The 23,188-nt window shown below is 73.9% G+C and carries 17 protein-coding genes; 10 read left to right on the plus strand and 7 right to left on the minus strand.

Annotated elements, in window-relative coordinates; translation table 11 throughout:
- Window positions 1-10: 10 nt before the first annotated feature.
- Window positions 11-829, minus strand: coding sequence for a hypothetical protein (locus OZ948_07385; GenBank protein ID MEB2344543.1), 819 nt, complete (start codon window positions 827-829; stop codon window positions 11-13).
- Between the two features lie 265 nt (window positions 830-1,094).
- Here OZ948_07385 and OZ948_07390 point away from each other — a divergent pair, with 265 nt between their 5' ends.
- The 3 genes from OZ948_07390 (at window position 1,095) to ilvC (ending at window position 6,487) form a co-directional block, all read left to right on the plus strand.
- Window positions 1,095-2,369 (plus strand): Hsp70 family protein, encoded by a 1,275-nt coding sequence (locus OZ948_07390; protein MEB2344544.1) that lies wholly within the window; start codon window positions 1,095-1,097, stop codon window positions 2,367-2,369.
- Window positions 2,370-2,419: 50 nt separating this feature from the next.
- Window positions 2,420-5,401 (plus strand): hypothetical protein, encoded by a 2,982-nt coding sequence (locus tag OZ948_07395; protein MEB2344545.1) that lies wholly within the window; start codon window positions 2,420-2,422, stop codon window positions 5,399-5,401.
- Between the two features lie 75 nt (window positions 5,402-5,476).
- Complete coding sequence (gene ilvC / locus OZ948_07400) at window positions 5,477-6,487, plus strand: ketol-acid reductoisomerase (GenBank protein MEB2344546.1); 1,011 nt, start codon at window positions 5,477-5,479, stop codon at window positions 6,485-6,487.
- Here ilvC and OZ948_07405 read toward each other — a convergent pair.
- The gene (locus OZ948_07405; protein ID MEB2344547.1) at window positions 6,484-7,773 is read right to left on the minus strand and encodes a S8 family serine peptidase; all 1,290 of its coding nucleotides are present in this window, start codon (window positions 7,771-7,773) and stop codon (window positions 6,484-6,486) included. The two genes, ilvC and OZ948_07405, sit on opposite strands and share 4 nt — an antisense overlap.
- A gap of 192 nt (window positions 7,774-7,965) precedes the next feature.
- On the opposite strand from OZ948_07405, the gene OZ948_07410 reads away from it, so the two are divergent.
- Both OZ948_07410 and OZ948_07415 read left to right on the plus strand, forming a co-directional pair.
- A complete protein-coding gene (locus tag OZ948_07410; protein MEB2344548.1) occupies window positions 7,966-8,379 on the plus strand; it encodes a hypothetical protein in 414 nt (137 codons plus the stop codon).
- Window positions 8,376-8,852, plus strand: a complete 477-nt coding sequence (locus tag OZ948_07415; GenBank protein MEB2344549.1) for a hypothetical protein — start codon at window positions 8,376-8,378, stop codon at window positions 8,850-8,852. The genes OZ948_07410 and OZ948_07415 overlap by 4 nt, the downstream gene beginning before the upstream one ends.
- Here OZ948_07415 and OZ948_07420 read toward each other — a convergent pair whose 3' ends face one another.
- Together OZ948_07420 and OZ948_07425 are read right to left on the minus strand one after the other, a co-directional pair.
- Window positions 8,853-10,256 carry a DUF2156 domain-containing protein gene (locus OZ948_07420; GenBank protein MEB2344550.1) on the minus strand — a complete coding sequence of 468 codons (1,404 nt, stop codon included), beginning with the start codon at window positions 10,254-10,256 and terminating at the stop codon, window positions 8,853-8,855. It abuts the gene before it with no gap.
- On the minus strand, window positions 10,253-11,824 hold the full coding sequence (locus OZ948_07425) for an AMP-binding protein (protein MEB2344551.1): 1,572 nt from the start codon (window positions 11,822-11,824) through the stop codon (window positions 10,253-10,255). Before OZ948_07425 ends, OZ948_07420 begins: the two co-directional genes overlap by 4 nt.
- Window positions 11,825-11,922: 98 nt before the next feature.
- Between OZ948_07425 and OZ948_07430 the strand changes: the two genes are divergently transcribed.
- Both OZ948_07430 and OZ948_07435 read left to right on the plus strand, forming a co-directional pair.
- Window positions 11,923-12,684 carry a glucose 1-dehydrogenase gene (locus OZ948_07430; GenBank protein ID MEB2344552.1) on the plus strand — a complete coding sequence of 254 codons (762 nt, stop codon included), beginning with the start codon at window positions 11,923-11,925 and terminating at the stop codon, window positions 12,682-12,684.
- Window positions 12,685-12,706: 22 nt separating this feature from the next.
- A complete protein-coding gene (locus OZ948_07435) occupies window positions 12,707-13,177 on the plus strand; it encodes a bacterioferritin (GenBank protein ID MEB2344553.1) in 471 nt (156 codons plus the stop codon).
- Here OZ948_07435 and hflX read toward each other — a convergent pair.
- Window positions 13,174-14,637 (minus strand): GTPase HflX, encoded by a 1,464-nt coding sequence (gene hflX, locus OZ948_07440; GenBank protein ID MEB2344554.1) that lies wholly within the window; start codon window positions 14,635-14,637, stop codon window positions 13,174-13,176. The two genes, OZ948_07435 and hflX, sit on opposite strands and share 4 nt — an antisense overlap.
- Window positions 14,638-14,928: 291 nt before the next feature.
- Here hflX and OZ948_07445 point away from each other — a divergent pair, with 291 nt between their 5' ends.
- On the plus strand, window positions 14,929-15,972 hold the full coding sequence (locus OZ948_07445) for a PEP-CTERM sorting domain-containing protein (protein MEB2344555.1): 1,044 nt from the start codon (window positions 14,929-14,931) through the stop codon (window positions 15,970-15,972).
- A gap of 240 nt (window positions 15,973-16,212) precedes the next feature.
- The gene (locus OZ948_07450; GenBank protein MEB2344556.1) at window positions 16,213-17,337 is read left to right on the plus strand and encodes a hypothetical protein; all 1,125 of its coding nucleotides are present in this window, start codon (window positions 16,213-16,215) and stop codon (window positions 17,335-17,337) included.
- A 22-nt stretch (window positions 17,338-17,359) separates the two neighbouring features.
- Here the strand turns inward: OZ948_07450 and OZ948_07455 are convergent, their stop codons facing one another.
- Window positions 17,360-18,982 (minus strand): ABC-F family ATP-binding cassette domain-containing protein, encoded by a 1,623-nt coding sequence (locus OZ948_07455; GenBank protein MEB2344557.1) that lies wholly within the window; start codon window positions 18,980-18,982, stop codon window positions 17,360-17,362.
- A 199-nt stretch (window positions 18,983-19,181) separates the two neighbouring features.
- Here OZ948_07455 and OZ948_07460 point away from each other — a divergent pair, with 199 nt between their 5' ends.
- Window positions 19,182-21,212, plus strand: coding sequence for a phospholipase C, phosphocholine-specific (locus OZ948_07460; protein MEB2344558.1), 2,031 nt, complete (start codon window positions 19,182-19,184; stop codon window positions 21,210-21,212).
- Between the two features lie 35 nt (window positions 21,213-21,247).
- Here the strand turns inward: OZ948_07460 and OZ948_07465 are convergent, their stop codons facing one another.
- Complete coding sequence (locus OZ948_07465; protein MEB2344559.1) at window positions 21,248-22,780, minus strand: AMP-binding protein; 1,533 nt, start codon at window positions 22,778-22,780, stop codon at window positions 21,248-21,250.
- Window positions 22,781-23,188 lie beyond the last annotated feature (408 nt).

The following is a 23,188-nucleotide window of genomic DNA, read 5'->3' on the forward strand; positions in this document are numbered from 1 at the left end:
ACCGCTCCTCTCAGACCCTCGCACGCCCTCGCGCGCGAGCCGCCGCGAGTCCGCCGAGTCCGCCGAGCCCGCTTGCGAGCAGGAGCGCCGGGGCCGGCTCGGGCACCAGGAGGAGGACGGCGGAGCTGGACACGCCGAAGCCGACGTCCAGCGGCTCGCCCGACTCGAGGATGCCCGTGAGACGGCCACCGCCCGTCACCGGGCCGAGCGGGACGGGAATCCCGTCGATCGCGAAGCCCGTTCCGTACACCCGGACCACGCCCTCGTCGTAGACACCCAGGTGGCCCGGCTCGGGGCCGGAGCCAAGGGAAACGAAGCTGCCGCCACGGATCGTCACCTGCGATCGGTCGTAGACCGAGAGCCCGTTGTCCGAGACCTGGCCGCCCAGGATCGTGGCGCTCGCGTCGCCGTAGGTTTCCAGGCCCGAGTCCGCGAGCGTGCCGTTGCCGCCGCCGTCCAGGACGAGCGAGGCTCCGCCCCCCAGGAAGATGAAGTTGAAGGTCCCGCCGCTCATCACGATCGAGGACTGGTCGCCTGCGCTGACGATCGTCCCCGTTCCGCCCAGGATCGAAGCGCTCGAGGCGTCGTAGAGCTGTAGCCAGTAGAACTCCGCCGGATCGACGACTTCCACCGCGGTGGAGGCACCGCCCGGCGAGTCGCGCACCTCGTACCCGTCGTCCGGGGTCACGGCGCCGATCACGTTGGCGGGGTCGGGCGGGGCGCTCCCGTTGTCGATCACGAAGGTGGTCGCCCGGGCTGTGCCGGCCAGGAGGAGGACCAGGGCAAGAGCACCCGCAAAAGAGCGCAGGGCGGTTGCGAGGAGGGCCACGGCGTTCTCCTTCCTTCGGTGGCTCCCCCACCCCATCACGCCCCCCCCTCGCAGAAGCGGAACTTGCGTTCGCCCGAACCTGCAGGCATCCCAGGCCCTTGCAGGCCGCCACCCGGACGCGATCCTCGCGCCCGAATCGCTGCACCACCCCTCCCCGGTCCGCCCGGGCGAGGGGCAGCTGCGTTCGCCGGCCCGGCCACGCCACCCCACCCCGCCTCGCGCGGGGCGGGGCGTCGTGCGTTCGGGGCACGGGACGAGGGGAGCCATGCGCGCGGTCGGGATCGACTTCGGCACGACCAACAGCGCCGTCGCGGTGGCGGACGGCGGCGGGGCGCCGCGCCTCGCCACCTTCGGCGCCGGCGACGGCCGGAGCGCGCCGACGCTCGCCTTCCGCTCGATCCTGCACTTCGAGCCCACCGAGGGCGGGCGCGGCCGCCCGCGCGCGCGGGCCGGGCCGGCCGCGCTCGCGCGCTGGCTCGAGAGCGCCGGCGAGGGCCGCCTCGTCCAGTCGATCAAGTCCTTCCTCGCGAGCCCGCTCTTCGAGGCCACCGAGGTCTACGGCGCCGTCTACCAGCTCGAGGACCTGGTCGCCACGATCCTCGCCGCCCTGCGCGCGGAGGCCGAGGCGCAGCTCGGCCCGCTCGGGGCGCGCGTCGTGGCCGGACGCCCGGTGCGCTTCGCGGGCGAGGGCCGCAGCGACGAGCGGCTCGCGCTCTCGCGCCTGCGCTCGGCCTTCGCGCGCGCCGGCTTCGAGGAGGTGGTCTTCGAATACGAGCCGGTCGCCGCCGCGCGCCACTACGCGCGGCGCCTGCGCGCGCCGGAGCGGGTGCTGATCGGCGACTTCGGCGGCGGCACGAGCGACTTCTCGCTGCTCGCGCTCGCCCCCGGCACCCGCGCCGGACACGAGATCCTGGCGACGAGCGGCGTCGGGGTGGCCGGCGACGCCTTCGACGCGAAGCTCGTGCGCCACCGGGTGGCGCCCCTGCTCGGCCGTGGCTCCCGACACCGGAACGCGTTCGGCGTGGAGCTCACGATGCCGCACTGGCTCTACGGCAGGCTCGAGCGCTGGCACCACCTGTCGTTCCTGAAGTCGCCGCGCACGCTCCAGATCCTGGCCGACCTCGAGCGCGAGGCGCTCGAGCCCGAGCGGATCCGCGCCTTCGCGCACCTGGTGCGCGAGGACCGCGGCTTCCAGGTCTACCGCGCCGTCGAGGCCGCCAAGCACGCGCTCTCGGAGGCGGAGAGCGCGCGGATCGTCTACCGCGACCGCGCCGTGGGCCTCGACGCGGAGGTCGGGCGCGCGGCCTTCGAGCGCTGGATCGCGCCCGAGCTCGCGAAGATCGAGGCCTGCGTGGACGAGGTGCTGGCCGCGGCCGGCCTCGCCCCGGCGCGCGTGGACCGCGTCTTCCTGACCGGCGGGAGCGCCTTCGTGCCGGCCGTGCGCGGGATCTTCGCGCGCCGCTTCGGGGCCGAGCGGATCCGCGGCGGCGACGAGCTCGGCTCGGTCGCGAGCGGCCTGGCCCTGCGGGCGGGCGATTGACGCGCCGGGCAGCGCCATGCGACGGTGTCGGTGGGAAAAGGAGATCCCGGATGCCTCGTCCGTACCCGCTCGCGCCGCGCCGGCTCGCTCCGCCGCTCGCCCGCCTGCTCCTCTTCGCGCTGCTCGTGCCCGTCCCGGCCGCCCGCGCCGCCGAGCCGGAGTTCCTCACCTTCGAGAGCGGCCCGGTCCGGCCGCTCGCGCTCTCGCCCGACGGCTCGCTGCTCTTCGCCTGCAACACGCCCGACGGACACCTCGAGATCTTCGCGGTGGGCGACGAGGGCCTCTCCCCGGTCGGCTCCGTGCCCGTCGGCCTCGAGCCCGTGGCGGTAGCGGCGCGCAGCGACACCGAAGTGTGGGTGGTGAACCACCTCTCGGACAGCGTGAGCGTGGTCGACGTGCCCGGCCGGCGCGTCGTGCGTACGCTGCTGGTCGGCGACGAGCCGCGTGATCTCGTCTTCGCCGGCCCCGGCCGCAGCCGCGCCTTCGTCACCACGGCGCACCGCGGCCAGCACCGCACGCACGCCTCGATCGCGGCGGTACCCGGCGCCGGCGACCCGCAGCTCACGACGCCCGGCGTCCCGCGCGCGGACGTCTGGGTCTTCGACGCCGCGAACCCCGGCGCGGCGCTGGGCGGCACGCCGCTGCGGATCCTGTCGCTCTTCGGTGACACACCCCGCGCGCTGGCCGCGAGCCCCGACGGCACCCGCGTCTTCGCCGCCGTCTTCCACTCCGGCAACGGCAGCACGTCGATCCCCGAGGGCGGGGTCTGCGACGGCTTCGCGCCGGGCGTCCCCTGCGCCATCGAGGGGACGACCGTCCCGGGCGGGGTCGGGCCGCCCTCGGTGAGCGCGCTCGGCGAGGGGGCGCCGGAGGTGGGCGTGATCGTCCAGAAGGACGCGGGGGGAGCCTGGCGCGACGACCTCGGCCGCGACTGGAGCGCCGCGGTGCGCTTCGACCTGCCCGACCTCGACGTCTTCGAGATCGACGCCGCGTCGCTGGCGGAGCTCCGCGCTGTCCCCGGCGTCGGGACGATCCTCTTCGACATGGCCGTGCACCCGGGCAACGGCAAGCTCTACGTCTCGAACCTGGAGTCCCGCAACCGGACCCGCTTCGAGGGCCCCGGGATCCGGGGCGGCAGCACCGTCCAGGGCCACCTCGCCGAGGCGCGCATCACGATCGTCTCCCCGTCCGAGACCGTCTCGCGGCACCTGAACAAGCACCTCGACTACGGCGTCCTCGCGGGCGACCCCGGCTTCGATCCGGGCGCGAAGGCGCACAGCCTCTCGATGCCGCTCGGGCTCGTCTTCTCGGCCGACGGCGCGACCGTCTACGTGGCCGCCTTCGGCTCCGACCGCATCGGCGTCTTCCCGACGGCCGCGCTCGAGAGCGACGGCTTCGACCCGACGGCGCTGAGCGCGGGCTACCTCCCGGTCCCGGGCGGCGGGCCCAGCGGCCTGGTCCTCGACGAGCCCCGCGGCCGCCTCTACGTGGCGACGCGCTTCGACAACGGCGTCGCCGTGCTGGACCTCGCCAGCCGGACCGAGCTCGAGCACCACGCCCTGCACGACGTCGAGCCCGCGCACGTGGCCGCGGGCCGCCGCTTCCTCTACGACGCCCGCTTCAGCTCCGCCAACGGCGAGGCCTCGTGCGCCTCCTGCCACATCTTCGGCGACTTCGACTCGCTGGCCTGGGACCTCGGAAACCCCGACGAGGCGGTGACGGTCAACCCGATCCCGATCCTCGCCGCCGAGGTCGCCTCCATCTTCCCCGGACCGATCAACGGCTCGGGCGTCCTCCAGGACCTCCACCCGCTGAAGGGCCCGATGACCACCCAGACCCTGCGCGGCCTCGCGCACTCGGGCGCGATGCACTGGCGCGGCGACCGCTCGAACGGCTTCTTCGGGGTGGACGCCTTCGACGAGGCGCTCTCCTTCGACAACTTCATCGTGGCCTTCGAGGGCCTGCTCGGCCGCGCCGCGCCGCCGACGACGGCCGAGATGCAGAGCTTCCGGGACTTCGCGCTCGAGATCGTGCTGCCGCCCAACCCGATCCGCGCGCTCGACAACCAGCTCACGCCCGCCCAGGCGGGGGCCAGCACCTTCTACGCCACCCACAAGTCGGACACGCTCTTCACCTGCAACGAGTGCCACACGCTCGACCCGGCGGCCGGCGCCTTCGGCACCGGCGGGAACGCAAGCTTCGAGAACGAGGCCCAGATCTTCAAGGTCGCGCACCTGCGCAACGCCTATCAGAAGGTGGGGATGTTCGGGATGATGGCGATCCCCTTCCTCGGCGACGGGCTCGACTTCTCGCACCAGGGCGAGCAGGTGCGCGGCTTCGGCTTCCTGCACGACGGGAGCGTCGACACGATCTTCCGCTTCCTCCACGCGACCGTCTTCAACTTTCCGACCGGCGACGCGATGCGCCGCGACCTGGAGTCCTTCGTGCTGGCCTTCGACACCGACCTGGCGCCGGTCGTCGGCCAGCAGGTCACGCTCGACGCGACGAACGCCGCGGCCGTCTCGCCGCGCATCGACCTGCTCCTGGCGCGCGCCGGCGCGCCCTTCGTGTCGGCGCTGCTCGGCGGCAGCTCCTGGGAGTGCGACGTGGCCGTGAAGGGCACGAGCGGGGGCGAGCCGCGCGGCTGGCTCTACGAGCGCGCGAGCGGCGGGTTCCGCCCGGACCGCGCCGCGGAGCCGATGCTCGCGAAGAGCGCGCTCCTCGCGCTCGCGGCGACGCCCGGCCAGGAGCTCACCTTCACCGCCGCGCCCCCCGGCTCGGGCCGCCGGATGGCGATCGACCGCGATCTCGACGCCGTCCTCGACGGCGACGACAACTGCCCGGCCGCGTCCAACCCCGGCCAGGAGGACGAGGACGGCAACCAGGTGGGCAACGCCTGCGATCCCCTGTACGTGCCCGAGCCGGCGGGTGGGGCGGCGCTGCTCGCCGCCTGCGCCGCGCTTGCCGGGCTGGCGGCCCGGCGTCGCGCGGGCCGGCACGCGCGCGCGCCGTCCCGCACGCCGAGGACCTGACGGCGGCGACACGCGCGCTTGACGGCCGCCCGCGCGATCCGGGAAGCTGGGTCTCCCGCGCTCCGGAGGCCCGCCATGCCCACCGTCTATCGTGACGCCGACGCCCGCCTCGAGGCCCTTGCCGGCGAGCGCATCGCCGTGATCGGCTACGGCAACCAGGGCCGCTCCCAGGCGCTGAACCTGCGCGACTCGGGGCTCGACGTCGTGATCGGCGTGCGCGCGGACGAGACGCGCGCACGCGCCGTGGCCGAGGGCTTCGCGGTCCACGAGCCGGGCGAGGCGGCGGCGCAGGCCGACGTCGTGATGCTGCTCGTGCCCGACGAGGGGATGCCCGAGCTCTTCGAGACCCGGATCCGGCCGCGGCTGCGGGCCCGGGCCTGCGTCGAGGTGGCCTCGGGCTACAACGTGGCGTTCGGGACCCTCGACCCGCCGGCCGACGCCGACGTGGTGATGGTGGCGCCGCGCATGATCGGGCCGGGGGTACGCGACCTCTTCGTGGCCGGGCGCGGCTTCCCGAGCTTCGTCGCGGTGCACCGCGACGCGACCGGCCGCGCGCGCGAGCGGATGCTGGCGCTCGCACGCGGGATCGGATCCACGCGCGCCGGCTGCCTCGAGCTCTCGTGCGCCGACGAGGCGGCGCTCGACCTCTTCAACGAGCAGGGCTTCGGCCCCGCCTTCGGAATGGCCCTCACCCACGCGATCGGTACCCTCGTGGACGCGGGCTTCCCGCCCGAAGCGGTGCTGCTCGAGATCCTGCACTCGGGCGAGCTCGCCTACACGCTCGGGCGCATGGTGAGCGACGGCATCGTCGACCAGATGAACCACCATTCGCACACGAGCCAGTACGGCTCGATGACGCGCGCGCTCCGCTTCCTCGACCTCGACCTGCGCTCGCGCATGGAGCGGGTGCTGGCCGAGATCCGCACGGGCGCCTTCGCGCGCGAGTGGAACGCGGAGCGCAGCCAGGGGATGCCGCTCTACACGAAGCTGCGCGAGGCGCGCCTCCAGCACCCGGTACGCGCCTGGGAGCGGCAGGTGCGCGCGGCCTTCGGCGTGGGCCCCGTGCCGGAGCGCGAGGAGGGCTAGCGCCGGCCGCGGCGGCGGCCGCCGAGCGCTGCGAGCGCCGCCAGCGCCGCGCCCGGCGCGAAGGACGGCTCGGGCACCATCGCCAGCGCGGCCGCCGCGTCCACCCGCCCGTGGCCGAAGGCGTCGTCGCGGCCCGGGAGGTCCTCGGCCGGCGGCCCCACCCCGTCGGCGGCGCTCGCGGCGAGCACCCGCGCGACGCCCTCGTGCCCGAGCCCCGGATCGAGGGCCAGGAGCAGCGAGGCGACGCCGGCCACGAGCGGCGTCGCCGCCGAGCAGCCGGAGAAGAGGAAGGGCGCACCCGAGCCGTCCAGGGCCCAGACCAGCGAGGTGCCGGGCGCCACGAGGTCGAGCGCGGCGCCCGTCGCGGACGCGCTGCCGCCCGAGGCGCCGAGCGCATCGGCGGCGTCGGTCCAGCCGACCGAGATCGTCTCGGGATAGGCGCCGGGGCCCGAGACGTCGGCGTTGCCGGTGCCGCCGTTGCCGGCGCAGGCGACCAGCACGGCGCCCGCGTCGCGCGCGCGCTGGAGGGCGGCCGCCAGGTCCGGGGAATCGGCGGGGTAGTCGACGAGGCTCATGCTGATCACGTCGGCGCCCGCGTCGGCGGCCCAGACCAGGCCCGCGATCAGGTCGCTCTCCCAGCCCTCGTTCGCCGCGTCGAGCACCTTCACCGGCAGGATGCGCGCCGCCGGATCGACGCCGGCCACCTGCACGCCGTTGCCGACGTTCGCGCCGAACAGGCGCGCCACCTGCGTCCCGTGCGGGTGGTCGGCGCTCGGGTCGCCGTCGCCGTTCACGAGGTCGATCCCGGGCAGGAGGCGTCCCGCGAGGTCCGGGTCGTCCCGGTCGACGCCGGTGTCGAGGATCGCGACCACGACCGCGTCGCTGCCGCGGGAGCGGTCCCACGCGGCCGGCGCGCCGAGGTCGGCGCCCGGGAGGCCGCCGCCCTGGCCGGTGTTCTCGAGGTGCCACTGGAGCGGGAAGCCCGGGTCGTCGGGGACGAAGCCACCGCGGCCGCGGCCGTCGGGACGCACCGATGCGATCTCGCCGCCCGCCGCGAGCGCGCGCGCCGCCGCCGCCGCGCCGCCCTGCCCGCCCGCGGGCGGCACGAGCCGCACGAGCCGCAGCGCCGGGATCACGCGCTCGACGCGCCCGCCCGTGCGCGCCTCGAGGCGCTGCAGGGCGCCGGCATCGGCCGGGCCGCGCAGCCGGACGAGCAGCGCCTCGCGTTCGGACCGCAGATGCCCTCGCGCCGGGGGAGACGGCAGCGCAACGAGCGCGAGTGCCACCAGCCATCCTGCGCGGGGCGCGTACGGCCTCACGCCCCGGCCCGCTCCGTTTCGTCTCGCCCGCGCACGGCGGCGGGACGATATCGAGCCCGCCGTCGCATTTCCGGCCGGGCCGCTCGTCCGAGCCCGGGGGCGGCGGTGGACGCCGTCGGGGACGCGAGGTATGCCACGGAGCGGCCTGCGGAGGCGGAGGTGCACAAGGTGCCGGAGAGCGCGGAACCCGTGATCCAGGAGGCTGCCCGCCGGCCCGCTCCGGTCGGGGACGCTGCCACGCAGGCCGCCGCCGCCGGGCTGGCCGGGCTGACGGCGCTCGCCCTGCTGCTGGCCGGCTGCACGACCACCGATCCCTACACCGGAGAGCAGCGGATCGACGCCACCAACACGGCGCTGGCGGTGGGGGCGCTCGCCGCGGTCGGCGCCGTCGCCTACGCGGCGACACGCGACGACGACGACGAGGACGACGACGACGACTGGGACGATCGCTGGGACCGCTACTACCGCCCGAGCCAGGGCGTGCGCTGCTACCGCGCACAGCGCGCCTGCTTCGACCGCGACGGCTACTCGGCGTACTGGACGCGCCGCGAGTTCGGGCGGAGCCGGCGATGAGGCGCCGGGGCCGGATCGCGACCGTGACCGCGCTGCTGCTCGCCGCGAGCACAGCAGGCGCTGCCGAGCCCAGGCGCCTGCGCGGCCCGCTCGAGCCCGCCTGGCGCGACGCCACCGAGATGGCGCGCCGCTCGCTCGGCGCCGAAGACGCCGGACGCGTCACCCTGCTCGCCTACGCGGCGGCCGTCGGCCGGACCTGCGAGGGGCTCGTGTTGAACGAGGCGCGCTACAAGGGAGCCTTCCGCGAGCTCGCCGAGGAACGCAAGGACCGCATGGACGACGCGCGGGAGATGCGCTCGCAGGTGCGGCGCGTGGCCTACCACCTGGGTGTCGCCACCGGCATCTTCCTCGCCGACCACGCGCTCGACGAGGAGCGCTTCTGTGCGGGCGCCCGCAAGTCGATCGCCGCCGACCCGGAGATCGCGGCCTTCTTCACCGTGGAGCCGGAGCCGGCCGCAGGCCGCACGCCGTAGTCACGGCGGTGCGGCACTCGCGGCGGGCCGCGGCCTCGCCGGCCCGCGGCCGAGGACCTGCCGGTGCGCCCGCGCGTGCCAGAGCAGGACCGCCGCCGCGCTCGGGGCGCCGACGGCGAGCGCCAGCACGAGCCAGTCGCCGGGCGCGCGGACCCGCGGCACGTTGTAGAGCAGCACCTCGGCGGCGGTCGCGAGCGCGTCCGCGCCGACCACGATCGCGAGCGCCGTCGCGAGCCCGTGGTGCCAGCGCCGCGCGAGCGCGAACAGGGCGATGCCGAGCAGGACGTCGAAGCCGACCCAGCCCCACTGCCAGGCCGGCGAGGGGAACCAGCGCGCGCTCGCCGGCAAGGCGAGGAGCAGCGTCCAGACGACGAGCGCCGCGGCCAGGGCGCGCACGACGATCGACGGCCCGCGCAGGAGGGTCTCGACGCCGAAGCGCAGCAGCCCGCCGCGCGCGAACGCCGTGAGCGTGTCGCCGAGGGCGCGGAGGCCGCTCGCACCGTGCGGGTACGACAGGTAGATCGGCTCCCACGCCCGCGGCTTCAGCTTCGCCTTGAAGGCGTGCAGCCCCTCGAAGTCGTAGAGCGGCCGGCTCCAGCGCCGCGTGAAGCGCAGCCAGCGCGGCACCTCGCCGGCGAGCGGTGCGAGCCCGAGCGTGACCTGGCGCACGCCGGCTGCCGCGGCGGCGCGCATGCCGGCGTCGACGATCCGCTCGGTCGTGCCGTTGGGGGCGCCCGGATCCCGCAGCAGGTCCTCGAAGAACCAGCCCCCGCGCGCGTAGACGGGGATCACCGAGAGGAAGCCCACGATCGCACCCTCCCACTCGGCGACGAAGGTGCGCTTCTCCTCCGGGATCGAGAAGGGATCGAGCTGGACGAGGAAGCCCATCGGCGCGATCGGCCGGGTCGCGAGCCAGCGCGCGATCAGCGCCTCGAGCCGCGCTCGCACGGCATGGCCGGGCGCGAGCTCGTCCCGCCCGAGCTCGCGCACGGCAACGCCCTTGGCGCGCGCCCGGCGGAGCTGCTCGCGCAGGCTCCGGCTCGCGCGCAGGCCCGCCTCCCATTCGTCGGGCGCCCAGACCGGCTGGTCCCCGATCCGCAGCGACGGCCACCCGACGATCGCCTCGAAGCGCGCCTCGGTGCCGAAGCAGCAGGCGCGGCGGCCCTGCGCCCGGGCCGCGGCCGCAAAGGACGCCGCGACCTCGGCGAGCCGCTCGGCCGGCGCGATCGGGGCGCCGGCGGCGACCCACGCGGCACCGGTGTCGACGTAGCCGACGCACGCGTCGTCGCCGTCGAACCAGTAGTCGAAGCCGGGCTCGAGGGTCTGGAACGAGGTCGAGTTCCAGCCGTGGCGCCGGATCGACGCGAGCGCGCGCCGGCGGGTCTCGCTCGGCTCGGGGCTCACGCGACGCCGCGCCCGGCGTCCTTCCAGAACGGCTCGCGCAGCGCCTTCTTCAGGATCTTGCCCGAGGCGTTGCGCGGGATCTCCTCCACGAAGGAGACCGAGCGCGGCAGCTTGTAGCCGGCCAGGTGCTCGCGCGCCCACGCGAGCAGCGCCGGCTCGTCGAGCGCCGCGTCGCCGCGCACGATCACCGCGTGCACGCTCTCGCCCCACTGCTCGCTCGGGATCCCGATCACCGCGACGTCGAGCACCTGCGGGTGGCGGTCGAGCGCCGCCTCGATCTCGGCCGGATAGACGTTCATGCCGCCCGAGATGATCATGTCGTTCTTGCGGTCGCAGATGTAGTAGAAGCCCTCCTCGTCCCGGTAGGCGACGTCACCGACCGTCAGCCAGTCGCCGCGCCGGCCCTTCTCGTACTTCTCCTGGGCGTTGTGGTAGGTCTTGAAGACGCTCGGGCTCTTCACGTAGAGCTCGCCCGGCACGTGGGGCGCCTCGATCTGCTGGCCGCTCTCGTCGAAGAGCGCGAGCTCGACCCCCGGCGCCGGCCGGCCGCACGAGCCCGGCTTCCGGCGCTGGTCCTCGGGGCGCAGGATCGTGTCGACGCCGAGCTCGGTCGAGCCGTAGACCTCGAAGAGCGAGTCCTCGGGGAAGTCGCGCAGGTACATCTCCTTGAGCGCGAAGGACCAGGGCGCGGCGTTCGCGATCGTGCGCGCGAGGGAGGTCACGTCGTAGCGGCGCTTCACCTCGTCGGGGAGCTGGCACACGAGCCGGACCGGCGTCGGCGCCGAGAAGGTCGTCGTGACGCGATAGGTCTCGACCAGCCGCAGCCAGTCCTCGGGGTCGAAGCGGCGCTGCAGCACGATCGTGTTGCCGAGCAGGTGGGCGATCGCGGCGAAGCCGCCGGGCCCGGAGTGGTAGAGCGGGCCCGTCGTCAGGTAGACGTCGTCGGGCAGGTAGCCGATGTGCTCGACCATCCTTCGGAGCTGCTCGGGGCTGCCGGTGCCCGAGCGCACGGCGCCCTTCGGGCGGCCGGTCGTGCCGCTCGTGTAGATCATGGTCTCGTCGCTGGCGGCGCCACCCGTGAGCGACGGCGGCGTGTCCGGCGCGGCCGCGACGAGCGCGTCGCCGTCGACCATGCCGGCGGGCGCGGCGGCACCCTCGAGCCCGAAGAGGATCACCTGGCGCAGGCGCGGCGCGGCCCCTCGCACCTGCGCGAAGCGCTCCGCGAACTCGGCGTCGGCGTAGACCGCGGCGGCGCCGCAGTCGGCGACGATGTAGGCGGCCTCTTCGGCGGTGAGGCGGTAGTTGAGCGGTACCGAGGTGACGCCGGCCTTGCGCGCCGCGTGCATCATGCGGACCACGCCCGGCGAGTTCATCCCGCACCAGACGACCGTCTCGCCGGGCCGGACGCCGAGCCCGTGGAGCGCGTTGCCGAGCCGGTTCGCCTCGGCGTTCAGCTCGGCGAAGGACCAGCTCGCGGGCGGTCGGCCCGGGCGGTCGTCGATCACGGCCGCCTTCGCGGGCCGGGCGGCCGCATGGAGGGCGAGGATGTCGGGCGCGGGCGGGGCCATGGCGTCTCCCGGGTGACAGGACCCCGGACCATGCCTGCGCCGGCCCGGGCCGCGCAAGCCCCGCGCTGGTCTATGCTGCGGCCCCGAGGAGGGGGGCCATGACGCTCACCGGTCGCATCGCGCTCGTCACCGGCGGCTCGCGGGGGATCGGGCGCGCGATCGCGCTGGCCCTCGCCGAGGACGGCGCCGACGTCGCCGTGAACTACCGCCGCGACGCCGAGGCCGCCCACGAGACCGTGGCCGCGATCGAGAAGCTCGGCCGCCGCGCACGCGCCTACGCCGCCCCGGTGGACGACGGCGACGCCTGCGCGCGCATGGTCGAGGACGTGATCAGCGACCTCGGCCCCGTCGACCTCCTCGTGAACAACGCCGGCATCGCGAGCCGCGGGCAATCGGTCGAGAAGACCGACCCGGCCGAGCTCGAGCGCGTGATCCGCACCCACGCGCTCGGGCCGCATCGCCTCTGCCAGCTCGTGCTGCCCGGGATGAAGACGCGCCCGCGCGGCGACATCGTGATGATCTCGAGCGTCGCCACCCTGCACCTCCCGGCCTTCGGCGCGCCCTACAACATGGGCAAGGCGGCGCTCGAGGCGCTCGCCCACACGCTCGCGAAGGAGGTCCGCAAGCACGGCATCCGCGTGAACGTGGTGGCGCCGGGTCTCGTCGAGACCGAGATGGGGCGCCGGCTGATGAAGGCCACGGCCGGTATCGAGGATCTGCGCCAGCTCGACGCCTCGATGCCCTTCGGCCGCGTCTGCCAGCCCGAGGACGTGGCGAACGCCGTGCGCTGGCTCGTCTCGGAGCGGGCCGCGTACGTGACGGGGGAGAAGCTCAACGTGTGGGGCGGCGGGCAGGGGTGAGCCGCGGCCCGAGGGAGCCAGGGTGCAAGGCGATCGCCGCGTCATCGACCACCTGAACGCCTACCTGCAGATCGAGCTCGCGGGCTACGCCCAGTACCTGCAGGCCGCGCAGGCCTGTGCGGCCTGGGGCTACCGCCGCCTGCACGAGAAGCAGATGGAGTACTCGCGCGAGGAGATCGAGCACGCGGCGCGGATCACGCGCCGGATCGTCTTCCTCGAGGGCAGCCCGCAGCCGCAGGCGGCCCGCGCGCCGGTGCCGGCCACCCCGGTCGCCGAGCAGCTCCGCCGGGATCACGAGCTCGTGAAGCACGCGATCGACCACCTGCAGGGGGCGATCGCGTGCTGCGAGGAGCAGCGCGACGAGGGTACCCGCACGCTCTTCGAGGAGATGCTGGTGGACGAGGAGAGCCATCTCGACTGGCTCGAGACCGAGCTGCGCGCGATCCGCGCGATCGGCGTGGAGCGCTATCTGCAGGAGCAGCGCATCGGCTAGCCGGACCCGCGCGCCGGGGAAGCTGCGTCCGCCCCGGCGCGGCCCGGAGCGGCGCTCGCCCGCAGGCGCGCCAGCACCTCGGGCCGGGCGCGCACCCGCAGCCGGGTGCCGGCCTCCTCGTGGCTCTCCGCGAGCACCCGCGCGCAGGCGTGCGCCTCGCCCACCACCCGCTGCTGCGCGTAGGGCACGAAGAGCTCGGCGTCCTCCATGCCGTGCTCGAAGTGCGCGACGATGCGCTCGCGCAGCGTGGCGACGTCGGCCGCCTCCCGGGCCGAGAGCAGGGCGGCGCCGGGGAACTCCGCGGCGAGCTCCGCGCGCGCCCCGGGGTCGAGCCGGTCGGCCTTGTTCAGGAGCAGGAGCCGCGGGCTCCCGGTGGCTCCGATCCCGGCGAGCACCTCCTCGGTCGTCTCCATCTGGGTGCGGAAGGAGGGGTCCGAGGCGTCCACCACCTGCACGAGCAGATCGCCGTCGCGCGCCTCGTCGAGCGTCGAGCGGAAGCTCGCGACGAGGTCGTGCGGGAGCTTCTTGATGAAGCCGACCGTGTCGGAGACCAGGATGCGCGGGACGCTCTCGGGGTAGAGCGCCCGCACGGTGGTGTCGAGCGTTGCGAAGAGCTTGTCCTCGACGAGCACGCCGCTGCCGGTGAGCTGTCGCATCCACGACGACTTGCCGGCGTTCGTGTAGCCGACCAGCGCCACGGTGGCGTGCTCGCCGCGCCGCTTGCGGCGCGTCCCGGCCTCGCGCTCGATCCGGGCCAGCTCGGCGCGCAGCTCGGCGATCCGGTCGCGCACCTTGCGGCGGTCGAGCTCGATCGTGCTCTCACCCGCGCCGCGCCCGCCGATGCCGCCGCCCTGGCGGTCCTTCCCGCCGCCGCTCTCGCGCAGGCGGGGCGCCAGGTAGGCGAGCCGCGCGATCTCGACCTGGAGCCGCGCCTCGCGGCTGCGCGCGTGGCGCTGGAAGATCGCCAGGATCACGGCACTGCGGTCGAGCACCTCGGCGCCGGTCGCGCGCTCGAGGTTGCGCGCCTGCGAGGGCGTCAGGTCGTGGTCGACGAGCACGACGCTGGCGCGCGGGCCGGCGCCCGGCGCCGGGGCGGCCACCGCACCCGGCTCCGCACCCCCGCCGTCCGGCGTCTCCGCTTCCTCGGGCTCCTCCCCCTCGTCCTCTGCTTCGGTTTCGGCTCCGGTGGCGCGCCGCCGCGGCCGAGGCGGTCCCACCGGCACGACGCCCGTCCCGCCCGTCCAGCCGGCCAGCTCCGCGAGCTTGCCCTCGCCCACCACCGCGCCGGTCGCGAGCCGCGCGCGCCGCTGGCTCACGCGCCCGACCACCTCGAGGCCGAGCGTCTTGCCGAGCCTCGCCAGCTCGGCGAGCGACGAGGCGTGCTCGGCCTCGTCGGTGCCGGGGAGCTGGACGCCCAGCAGCACGGCTCGGGGTCGCGGCGCACGCGTCTCGGTCGTCACCTGATTGCTCCGGGTCCCGGGTCACGCGCGGGGATGCGGGGGGGGTGTAGCGCAGCCGCCCGCGACGGCGGCCGGGACCCTGGAGGGACATCCGACCCCGCTTGAACCCGAGGGGACGGATTCCGCGGAACAGGAATTCCTGATGTGTGAACGGAAATTCCCACCGCGATTGCCTGTCTTCCGGCCGCCTGGAGCCAACCTCCTGGATTCCTTCGGGAAGGTGCACGGCGTTCCGGCGGTACGCGATTTGCTGGTTCCCTGCCCTGGCAACCTCCTCGGGAAGGGATGGTCATGCACACGCGTGTCTCTTCGCTTCGCTCCGTCTTCCGGACGCTCGCCCTGGCCGCCACGGTCCTGGCGGCCCCGCAGCTCGCAAGAGCGGTCCCCGTCTTCTCCAACAGCCTCAACACCATCAACGTAGACGGCTCGACCGTCCTCGGCGGGTCCTCCGCGTCCTTCGCGTACGAGGCCGGCACCTACCACATGTGGTACCGGCCGGCGGGGTACGGCCCGATCGGCAACCTCCGTCACGCCACCTCGACGGACGGCATCAACTTCAGCGACCAGGGAGCGCTGAGCTTCTCGAACGACCCGTTCCCGAGCGGCACCCCTCCGTGGCTCGGCTTCGAGAACGTGACGAAGGTCGGCTCGGACTGGGTGATCCAGCACTGGACCTACTTCAACGGCGGCGGGAGCTACAACGCGGCCTACAGCTACAACCTGAGCCTCTCGACGATCGGCAGCGACCCGAACAACCTCTCGGTGAATCACGACGGCGCCCTCACCCGCCTCGGCCAGGACACCTCGGGCTCGGCCGGCATCGTCGGGGACACGTCGATCTTCGGCCCGACCATGTCGCGCTGGCTGGCGGGCGGCCCCTTCACCGGCACCGGCTACGACCTCGATCTGCTGAAGGACTTCTCGGCCGACTTCACGGCGGCGGGAAATGCGACCGGCTACATCAACAACCACGGTGACGTCGTGCCGGTCCCGGGAGGCCTCGGCTACTTCTTCGACATGCGCGCGAACTCGGGCGCCCGCTTCGCCAACCAGATCTACTACTCCGAGTCCCTCGACGGCGGCGCGACCTGGAGCGGCGCCACGGGCCTGTTCTCCGCCCCGACGCTCGACGGCTCGCCGCTGGCCTACGCCGCCTCTTTCTCGCACGCCGACGTCGTCGACAACGGCAGCGGGCTCGTGATGTACCTCAACACCCGGGACGCGGACGGCAACTACGTGATCGCCACGACGCTGCCGGTCCCGGAGCCGGGCACGGTGGCGCTCGTCGGCACCGGCGCCCTCGCACTCGCCCTGCGGCAGCGCCGCCGCGCCTGAAGCGGAGACGCCCTCGCGACGCCCCGCCGGCTCCGCTCGGGAAGGCGGGCGGGGCGTCGACTCCCCATCCCCACAGGCAACCGACCTGCACCCGTGCCGGCCGGTCGGTCGGGCCTCGCCGTGATGCCGCCGCTGCCGGCGACGGCGTGGCTGCCCACGGCCCCGCCCGGCACGCGGCGCGTGCAGCCCCCTCGATTTTCCCTGGTGCACGCGCGTCGCGTCTCCGTTTAGAGTAGGCGCATGGACACCCCCATCCGACGAGCTTCCTCCCGCCCGTTCCTCACCCGGGCCGCCGTCCTGGTGCTGGCCGTGGCGTCGGCAGCGGCTCCTGCAGCGGCCGGCGTCGAGTACCCGGAGCCAGACGGAGGCTGGGACTACCTCTTCGACGGCGACGTGGACGCGCGCGGGGCCGACGACCAGTCCGCCCTCGACGGCACCTGGCGGCGTGACGAGGCGACGAAGTGGCAGCAGGCCGGCCTGGATCCGAACGACGGCACCTTCCCGGGCGACGCGTATGCGCCGCCGGGCAACCCGCCGGGCGGCGTCGCCGCCCTGCTCGACGGCGACACCACCTACCTGCGCATCCAGGACCCCGGAGAGCCGCGCGACTGGTCCTACGAGGACCCGAGCAACCGCCGCTTCTGGTTCGGCCGCGACATCGAGCGCGAGCACGCGGGCGCGACCTCGGTCCTGACGAACGGCGTCACGATCACCTTCCGGGCGCGGATCTCGTCCACGGGGGCTCTCGACCCGGTCCACCCGCAGACCTCTCCCGACCCGGATCCCGAGCAGCCGCAGCTCACCGAGATCACGCCCTGGTTTCCGAAGGGCTACAACGTGACCGACGACGGCCAGGGCATGTTCACCGTACAGGAGGACGGCGCCCGGGCGGTGGGCTTCGCGCTCGCCCTCGACATCGACACGCCGGCCTTCCTCGGCGGCGGGCTCGTCATGAACAACCAGCCCGGCCTCTTCCTCCCCGGGTCGGACCACACCGACGCGGCCCACGCGAACCTCCTGCCGATGGCCGACGCGGACCTGCTCGACTGGCACGAGTTCTGGATCACCATCGAGGGCAGCGGAGCGCCGGGGAGCTACCTGGTCGACGTCTACCGCGACGGCTCGGGTACGCCGGTCTCGTTCCTGGTGGCCCAGTCGAACGGCGCCGAGTACGACGGGCAGCACATCGCCTTCGGCCTCTCGGCGACGAGCGGCTACGGCGCCGTCGACGTCGACTTCTTCGGCTACCGGCTCGGGGTCGTGCCCGAGGCCACGGGTGCGGCCCCGGGGCTCGTAGCCGGCGCCGCGCTCGTCGCACTCGCGCGGGCGAGGCGGCGCCGGGTGCGGCGCCCGCGGTCGCCGTGAGGAGCCGGCTTCCCCCGCTCCCTCAGCTCCGCATCCCCGGCGCCTCGTGGCCGCTCGCGACGACGTAGTCGTCGTAGCCCGCGCCGTAGGTGCGCGGATCGCCGGGGTTCAGCTCGAGCACGCGGTTCGTGAGCGCCGACAGGAAGTGGCGGTCGTGGGAGACCAGGAGCATCGTCCCCTCGAAGCCGCGCAGCGCGCGCACCAGCATCTCCTTGGTGGCGAGATCGAGGTGGTTGGTGGGCTCGTCGAGCACGAGGAAGTTCGGCGGGTCGTAGAGCATGCGCGCCAGCACGAGCCGCACCCGCTCGCCCCCCGAGAGCAGCCGGCAGCGCTTCTCCACCTCGTCGCCCGAGAAGCCGAAGCAGCCGGCCAGCGTGCGCAGCGAGCCGACCGACGCGGCCGGGAACGCGCGCTCGAGCGTCTCGTAGACGCTGGCGTCGCCGTCCAGCTGCTCCATGGCGTGCTGGGCGAAGGTGCCCATCCGCACCGACGCCCCGATCGTGACGGTCCCGGCGTCGGGCGCCGTCTCGCCCGCCACGAGCCGGAGCAGCGTGGTCTTGCCCGCGCCGTTGGCGCCGAGCACGCACCAGCGCTCGCCGCGCCGGATCCACAGGTCGAAGCCGTCGAAGAGGACGCGTTCGCCATAGCGCTTGGCGAGGCCCGCGATGCGCACCACGTCGTCGCCCGAGCGCGGCGGCGCGCGGAACTCGAACTCGACGACCTGGCGCCGCTTCGGGGGCTCCACCCGCTCGATCTTCTCGAGCTTCTTGACCCGCGACTGCACCTGCGCGGCATGGCTCGCGCGCGCCTTGAAGCGCGCGATGAAGGCCTCCTCCTTGGCCAGCATCGCCTGCTGGCGCGCGTACTGCGCCTCCTGCTCGCGATCCGCGATCGCCCGCTGGCGCTCGTAGAAGGCGAGGTCGCCCGAGTAGGTCACGAGCTCGCCGCCGTCGATCTCGACGACCTTGCCGACCAGCCGGTTCAGGAACTCCCAGTCGTGGGAGGTCACCAGGACGGCCCCCTCGAAGCCGCGCAGCCAGCCCTCGAGCCACAGGATCGACTCGAGGTCCAGATGGTTGGTGGGCTCGTCGAGCAGGAGGGCATCGGGCTGGAGGATCAGGATGCGCGCCAGGCCTACGCGCACCTGCCAGCCGCCCGAGAGGGCGCCCACGTCGCCGTCCATCCAGGCCTGCGCGAAGCCGAGCCCCGCCAGGACCTCGCGCGCGCGCGACTCGAGCGCGTAGCCCCCGAGCTCCTCGAAGCGCGCCTGCGCCTCGCCGTAGCGCGCGACCAGCGCGTCGAGCTCGGTGGCGCGCCCGGGATCGGCGAGCGCCTGCTCGAGCTCGTGGAGCGCGTGCGCCGCCTCGGCGACGGGGCCGGCGCCGTCGAGGGTGGCCTCCACCACCGTGCGGCCCTTCATCTCGCCGACGTCCTGGTGGAAGTGGCCGACCGTGATGCCGCGGTCGATCACGACCTGGCCGTCGTCGGGCTCCTCCTCGCGGGTGATCAGCCGGAAGAGCGTCGACTTGCCGGCTCCGTTCGGGCCGACGAGCCCCACCTTCTCGCCGCGCCCGATCGCCGCCGAGGCCTCGAGGAAGAGGATCTGCCGGCCATGGCGCTTCGAGACGCCGTCGATGCGGATCATGGGGGCTCCGGGGCCGGGACAGGGGTGCGGGGGTGTAACGCAGCCGCCAACCGGCTGCCGGCTCCCCGGGGACCGGGCCCCGCACCCGTCGATCTCGCCCAGACGCCGCCGCGGGTATCCTCCGCCGGGCCCGCGGAGAACGCCGGCCCCGGAGACGCAACGGAGCGCCCCGAGCGGGCGCAGGGAGCCCACAGGACGCATGCAGGATCTCTCGCGACGCTCGTTCCTCCAGCTCGCCGGCGCCACCGTCGCCGTCACGATGTTCCCCCCGAGCATCCAGCGGGCGCTCGCCATCCCGGCGCGAGCGCGGCGCCGCAGCATCCTGGACATCGAACACGTCGTCATCCTGATGCAGGAGAACCGCGCCTTCGACCACTACTTCGGGACGATGGCGGGCGTCCGCGGCTTCGGCGATCGCATCACGATCCCGCTCCCCGGCGGTCGCTCCGTGTGGGAGCAGCAGCTCGGCGACGGCACGACCGTGTTGCCCTACCACCTCGACGCGACGATCGGCAACGCGCAGCGGGTCTACGGCACGCCCCACACCTACCCCGACGCGCAGAGCGCCTGGGCGGCCGGAGCGACGGGCCACTGGCCGCAGTTCAAGCAGCCGTGGTCGATGGGCTACTACACGGAGGCCGAGCTTCCCTTCCAGTTCGCGCTCGCCAACGCCTTCACCGTCTGTGATGCCTATCACTGCTCCTTCCACGGCGGCACGAACCCGAACCGGCTCTTCATGTTCACCGGCACGAACGACCCCTTCGCAACCGGCGGCGGACCAGCGATCACGAACAAGAACGACTGGCTCGGACCGCCCGAGACCGGCTTCACCTGGACCACCTACGCCGAACGCCTCGAGGCGGCGGGGATCTCGTGGAAGGTCTACCAGGACCTCTACGACAACTTCAGCGACAACTCCCTGGCCGGCTTCCGCCAGTACCGCGAGCCCTTCTACGCGGGCACGCCCTCGCCGCTCGTCGAGAAGGGGCTCTCGACGACGCTCACGAACGCGAACCTCGACGGGCTGCGCAACGACGTGCTCGCCGGCGCCCTGCCCCAGGTGTCGTGGGTCGTGGCGCCCGCGATCTGGTCCGAGCATCCCGTCCCGTCGAGCCCGGTGCAGGGCGGCTTCTACACCCAGGAGGTGCTGAACGCCCTCACCGCCGACCCGGAGGTCTTCGCCCGGACGGTGCTGTTCGTGATGTTCGACGAGAACGACGGTTACTTCGACCACGTCCCGCCGCCCTGCGCGCCGTCGCTGCGGGCCGATCTCTCGCTGGCGGGCGCCAGCACGGTCGAAGACACGAGCGAGCGCTACACCGCCGACGGCGGCGTCTTCGGGCCGGGCCCGCGCGTGCCGATGACCATCGTCTCCCCGTGGACCCGGGGCGGGTGGGTCGACTCCGAAGCCTTCGACCACACCTCGCTGATCCGTTTCCTCGAGGTGCGCTTCGGGGTCCTCGAGCCCAACATCAGCCCCTGGCGGCGCGCGATGCTGGGGGACCTCACCTCGGCCTTCGAGTTCCGGCACCCGAATCGCACGCCCTTCACGGCGCTGCCGCAGCTCACGCGGGAAGAGGCGACGGCGATCTCCAGCGCGCAACAGGCGCTGCCGCAGGTGCCGATCCCGCTCGGCAGCGAGGGGACGGTGCCCGCCCAGGCGATCGGCTACCGGCGATCGCGCGCCCTGCCCTACGAGCTGGCGGCCGACGCGGAGGAGCTCGCGGGCGGCGTCCGGCTGGCGTTCCGGGCGACCGGCCGCGCGGGAGCGGTCTTCCACGTCTACGACCGCCTCCAGCTCGAGGCCGGCCCCCGGCGCTACGCGGTCGAGGCCGGCGGGACGCTCGCGGACACCTGGCCGGCCGACGACGCCTACGACCTGTGGGTGATGGGACCGAACGGCTTCCTCCGGCACGTGCAGGGAAGGCTGCCTGCCGCCGGCGTCGAGGCGCAGGTCGAGGCCGGGAGGAGGGTCTCGATCCGGCTGATCAACGCGGGAGCGGCGCCGTGCACCTTCGTGCTGGCGCCGAACGCGTACCGGAAGCCGGCCTCGTACACGGTGCGGGTGCCCCCCGCCTCCGAGCGGATGCGCCGCTGGCACCTCTCGAGAAGCCACCGCTGGTACGACTTCACGGTGACGTGCAGCGAGGCACCCGACTTCTCCCGCCGCTTCGCGGGACGCGCCGAGAACGGACGGAGGGACATCAGCGATCCGGCGATGGGCACCTGACGGCCCGGGCCGTCGCGGCAACTCCGGCCTCCGCGCTAGGAGAGCGCGCGCTTCTGGATCTTCCCCGATTCGTTCTTCGGCAGCTCGTCGCGCACGAGGATCTCGGATGGGACCTTGTACGCGGCAAGCCGCCGCCTGAGGTCCTTGCGGAGCTCCTCGACCTCGAGGCTCGCCCCGTCCCGTAGCGCCACGTACCCCACGATCCGCTCGCCGAGGATCTCGTCCTCCACCCCGATCACGGCCGCCTCGACGATCGCCGGATGCTCGAGGATCGCCTCCTCGATCTCCTTGGCCGAGACGCGGTGCGCCCCCGCCTTGATCATGTCGGCCTTGCGGCCCACGAGGAAGAGGAAGCCGTCCTCGTCGCGATAGCCGAGATCGCCGGTGTGGTAGCCGTGCTCGTCGAGCACGCGCGCGGTGGCCTCGGGGTCGTCCCAGTACCCGCGCATCAGGTTCGAGCCACGGGCCACGAGCTCGCCCTCCTCGCCCACGGCGGCTTCGGCGCCGCCAGGGAGGCGAACGGTGAGCTCCACGTTCGGGATCGCGATTCCGATCGATCCGATCTTCTCGGCCAGGCGCTCGGGCGGAACGTAGGACAGGCGCGCGCCCGCCTCCGTCGCACCGTACATGACGAAGATGCGCTTTCCGGGAAGCGCGTCGATCAGTTGCCGGGTGATCCGCGGGCTCATGGCGCCCCCGGCCTGGGTCACGTAGCGGAGGTGCTCGAGCGCACGTTCGGCCAGGTTCGAGCGGTGCAGCAGGATCGAGAAGGTCGACGGGACCCCCGAGAAGCCCGTACAGCGCTCCTGTTCGAGCGTGTCGAGAGCGGTGTTCGGGTACTGGAAGCGGTTCTCGATCACGACCGTTCCACCGACCGCGGCGTGGGTGTTGAGGACCGACTTCCCGTACACGTAGTAGAAGGGAAGGACCGCGAGCACCCGATCCGAGGGTTCGAGCGCCAGGTAGGCAACGATCGAGCTCACGTTCGTCACCAGGTTCAGGTGCGTGAGCGTCGCACCTTGGGGGCGGCCGGTACTTCCCGAGGTGTAGATGATCGCGGCGACGTCCAGGTCGATTCGCCGCCGGCTCGGGGGATCGGCCGTCGCCGTGGCCAGCGCCTCGCCGACCGGGATCCCGCGCACGGGCGTGGGGAGCAGGCGATCGGCTACGGGCTTCTCGAAGAAGATCGTCTCGACGGGTGTGCCCTGCGCGAGAGCCGCGATCAGGGCGCGTTCGCAGCCCGCTCCGACCACGGCATGGCGAGCGCCGCAATGACCCAGGAAGTACGCGAGCGAGGCGGGGTCCGCGGCGGTGTTGAGGGGCACGGCTACCCCGCCCGCCTTCAGGATGCCGTAGTAGGCCTCGACGTAGAGCGGGGAGTTGCGGGCGAGGAGGGCCACGCGATCACCCGCCCGGAGGCCCTCCCGGAGCAGCGCCGCCGCCAGGGCATTCGCCCCCGCATCGACCTCGGCGTAGGCGAGACCGCGCCCTTCGTGGACGAGGAACGGCTGCTCGGGCGTGCGCCGGGCGCTCTGCTCCAGGAATTCGTGGACGAGGTGGACTCGCATCGGTTCGCTTCGGGTGGCTCCCCGTCTCTTGCGGTGAACGGAAGCAGCGAGCTGAACGGTGCGCCTGCCGCGGCGCCGGCCGGGGAGCCGGACCCGGGGCCGCGAGATCCCCGGAGACCGTAGAGGCTGTCGCGGCCCTGGCCCACGATCCTGCGTGCTCGTGACACGATCCCGAGCCGCGGCGCCAGGGCCGGCCCGGCAAGCGATCGCCGGGCGCGCTGCCCCGGCCCCGGGACCGGAGAGCCTCCTGGCACCGTGAACGAGGGGTATGCCAGACTCCAGCGCCCGGTCTGCCGGCCGTCGCGCAGGATCACGGTTTCGCGGCCGCGGGGCACCAGTCCATCCAGGGAAACGCGGGTTCGGGCACGCGGGGCCGGGCGGTGAGGCACACGCGCGCGGCACGGCCTC

It is taken from the genome of Deltaproteobacteria bacterium (assembly GCA_035063765.1).
Classification (GTDB): Bacteria; Myxococcota_A; UBA9160; order UBA9160; family PR03; genus CAADGG01.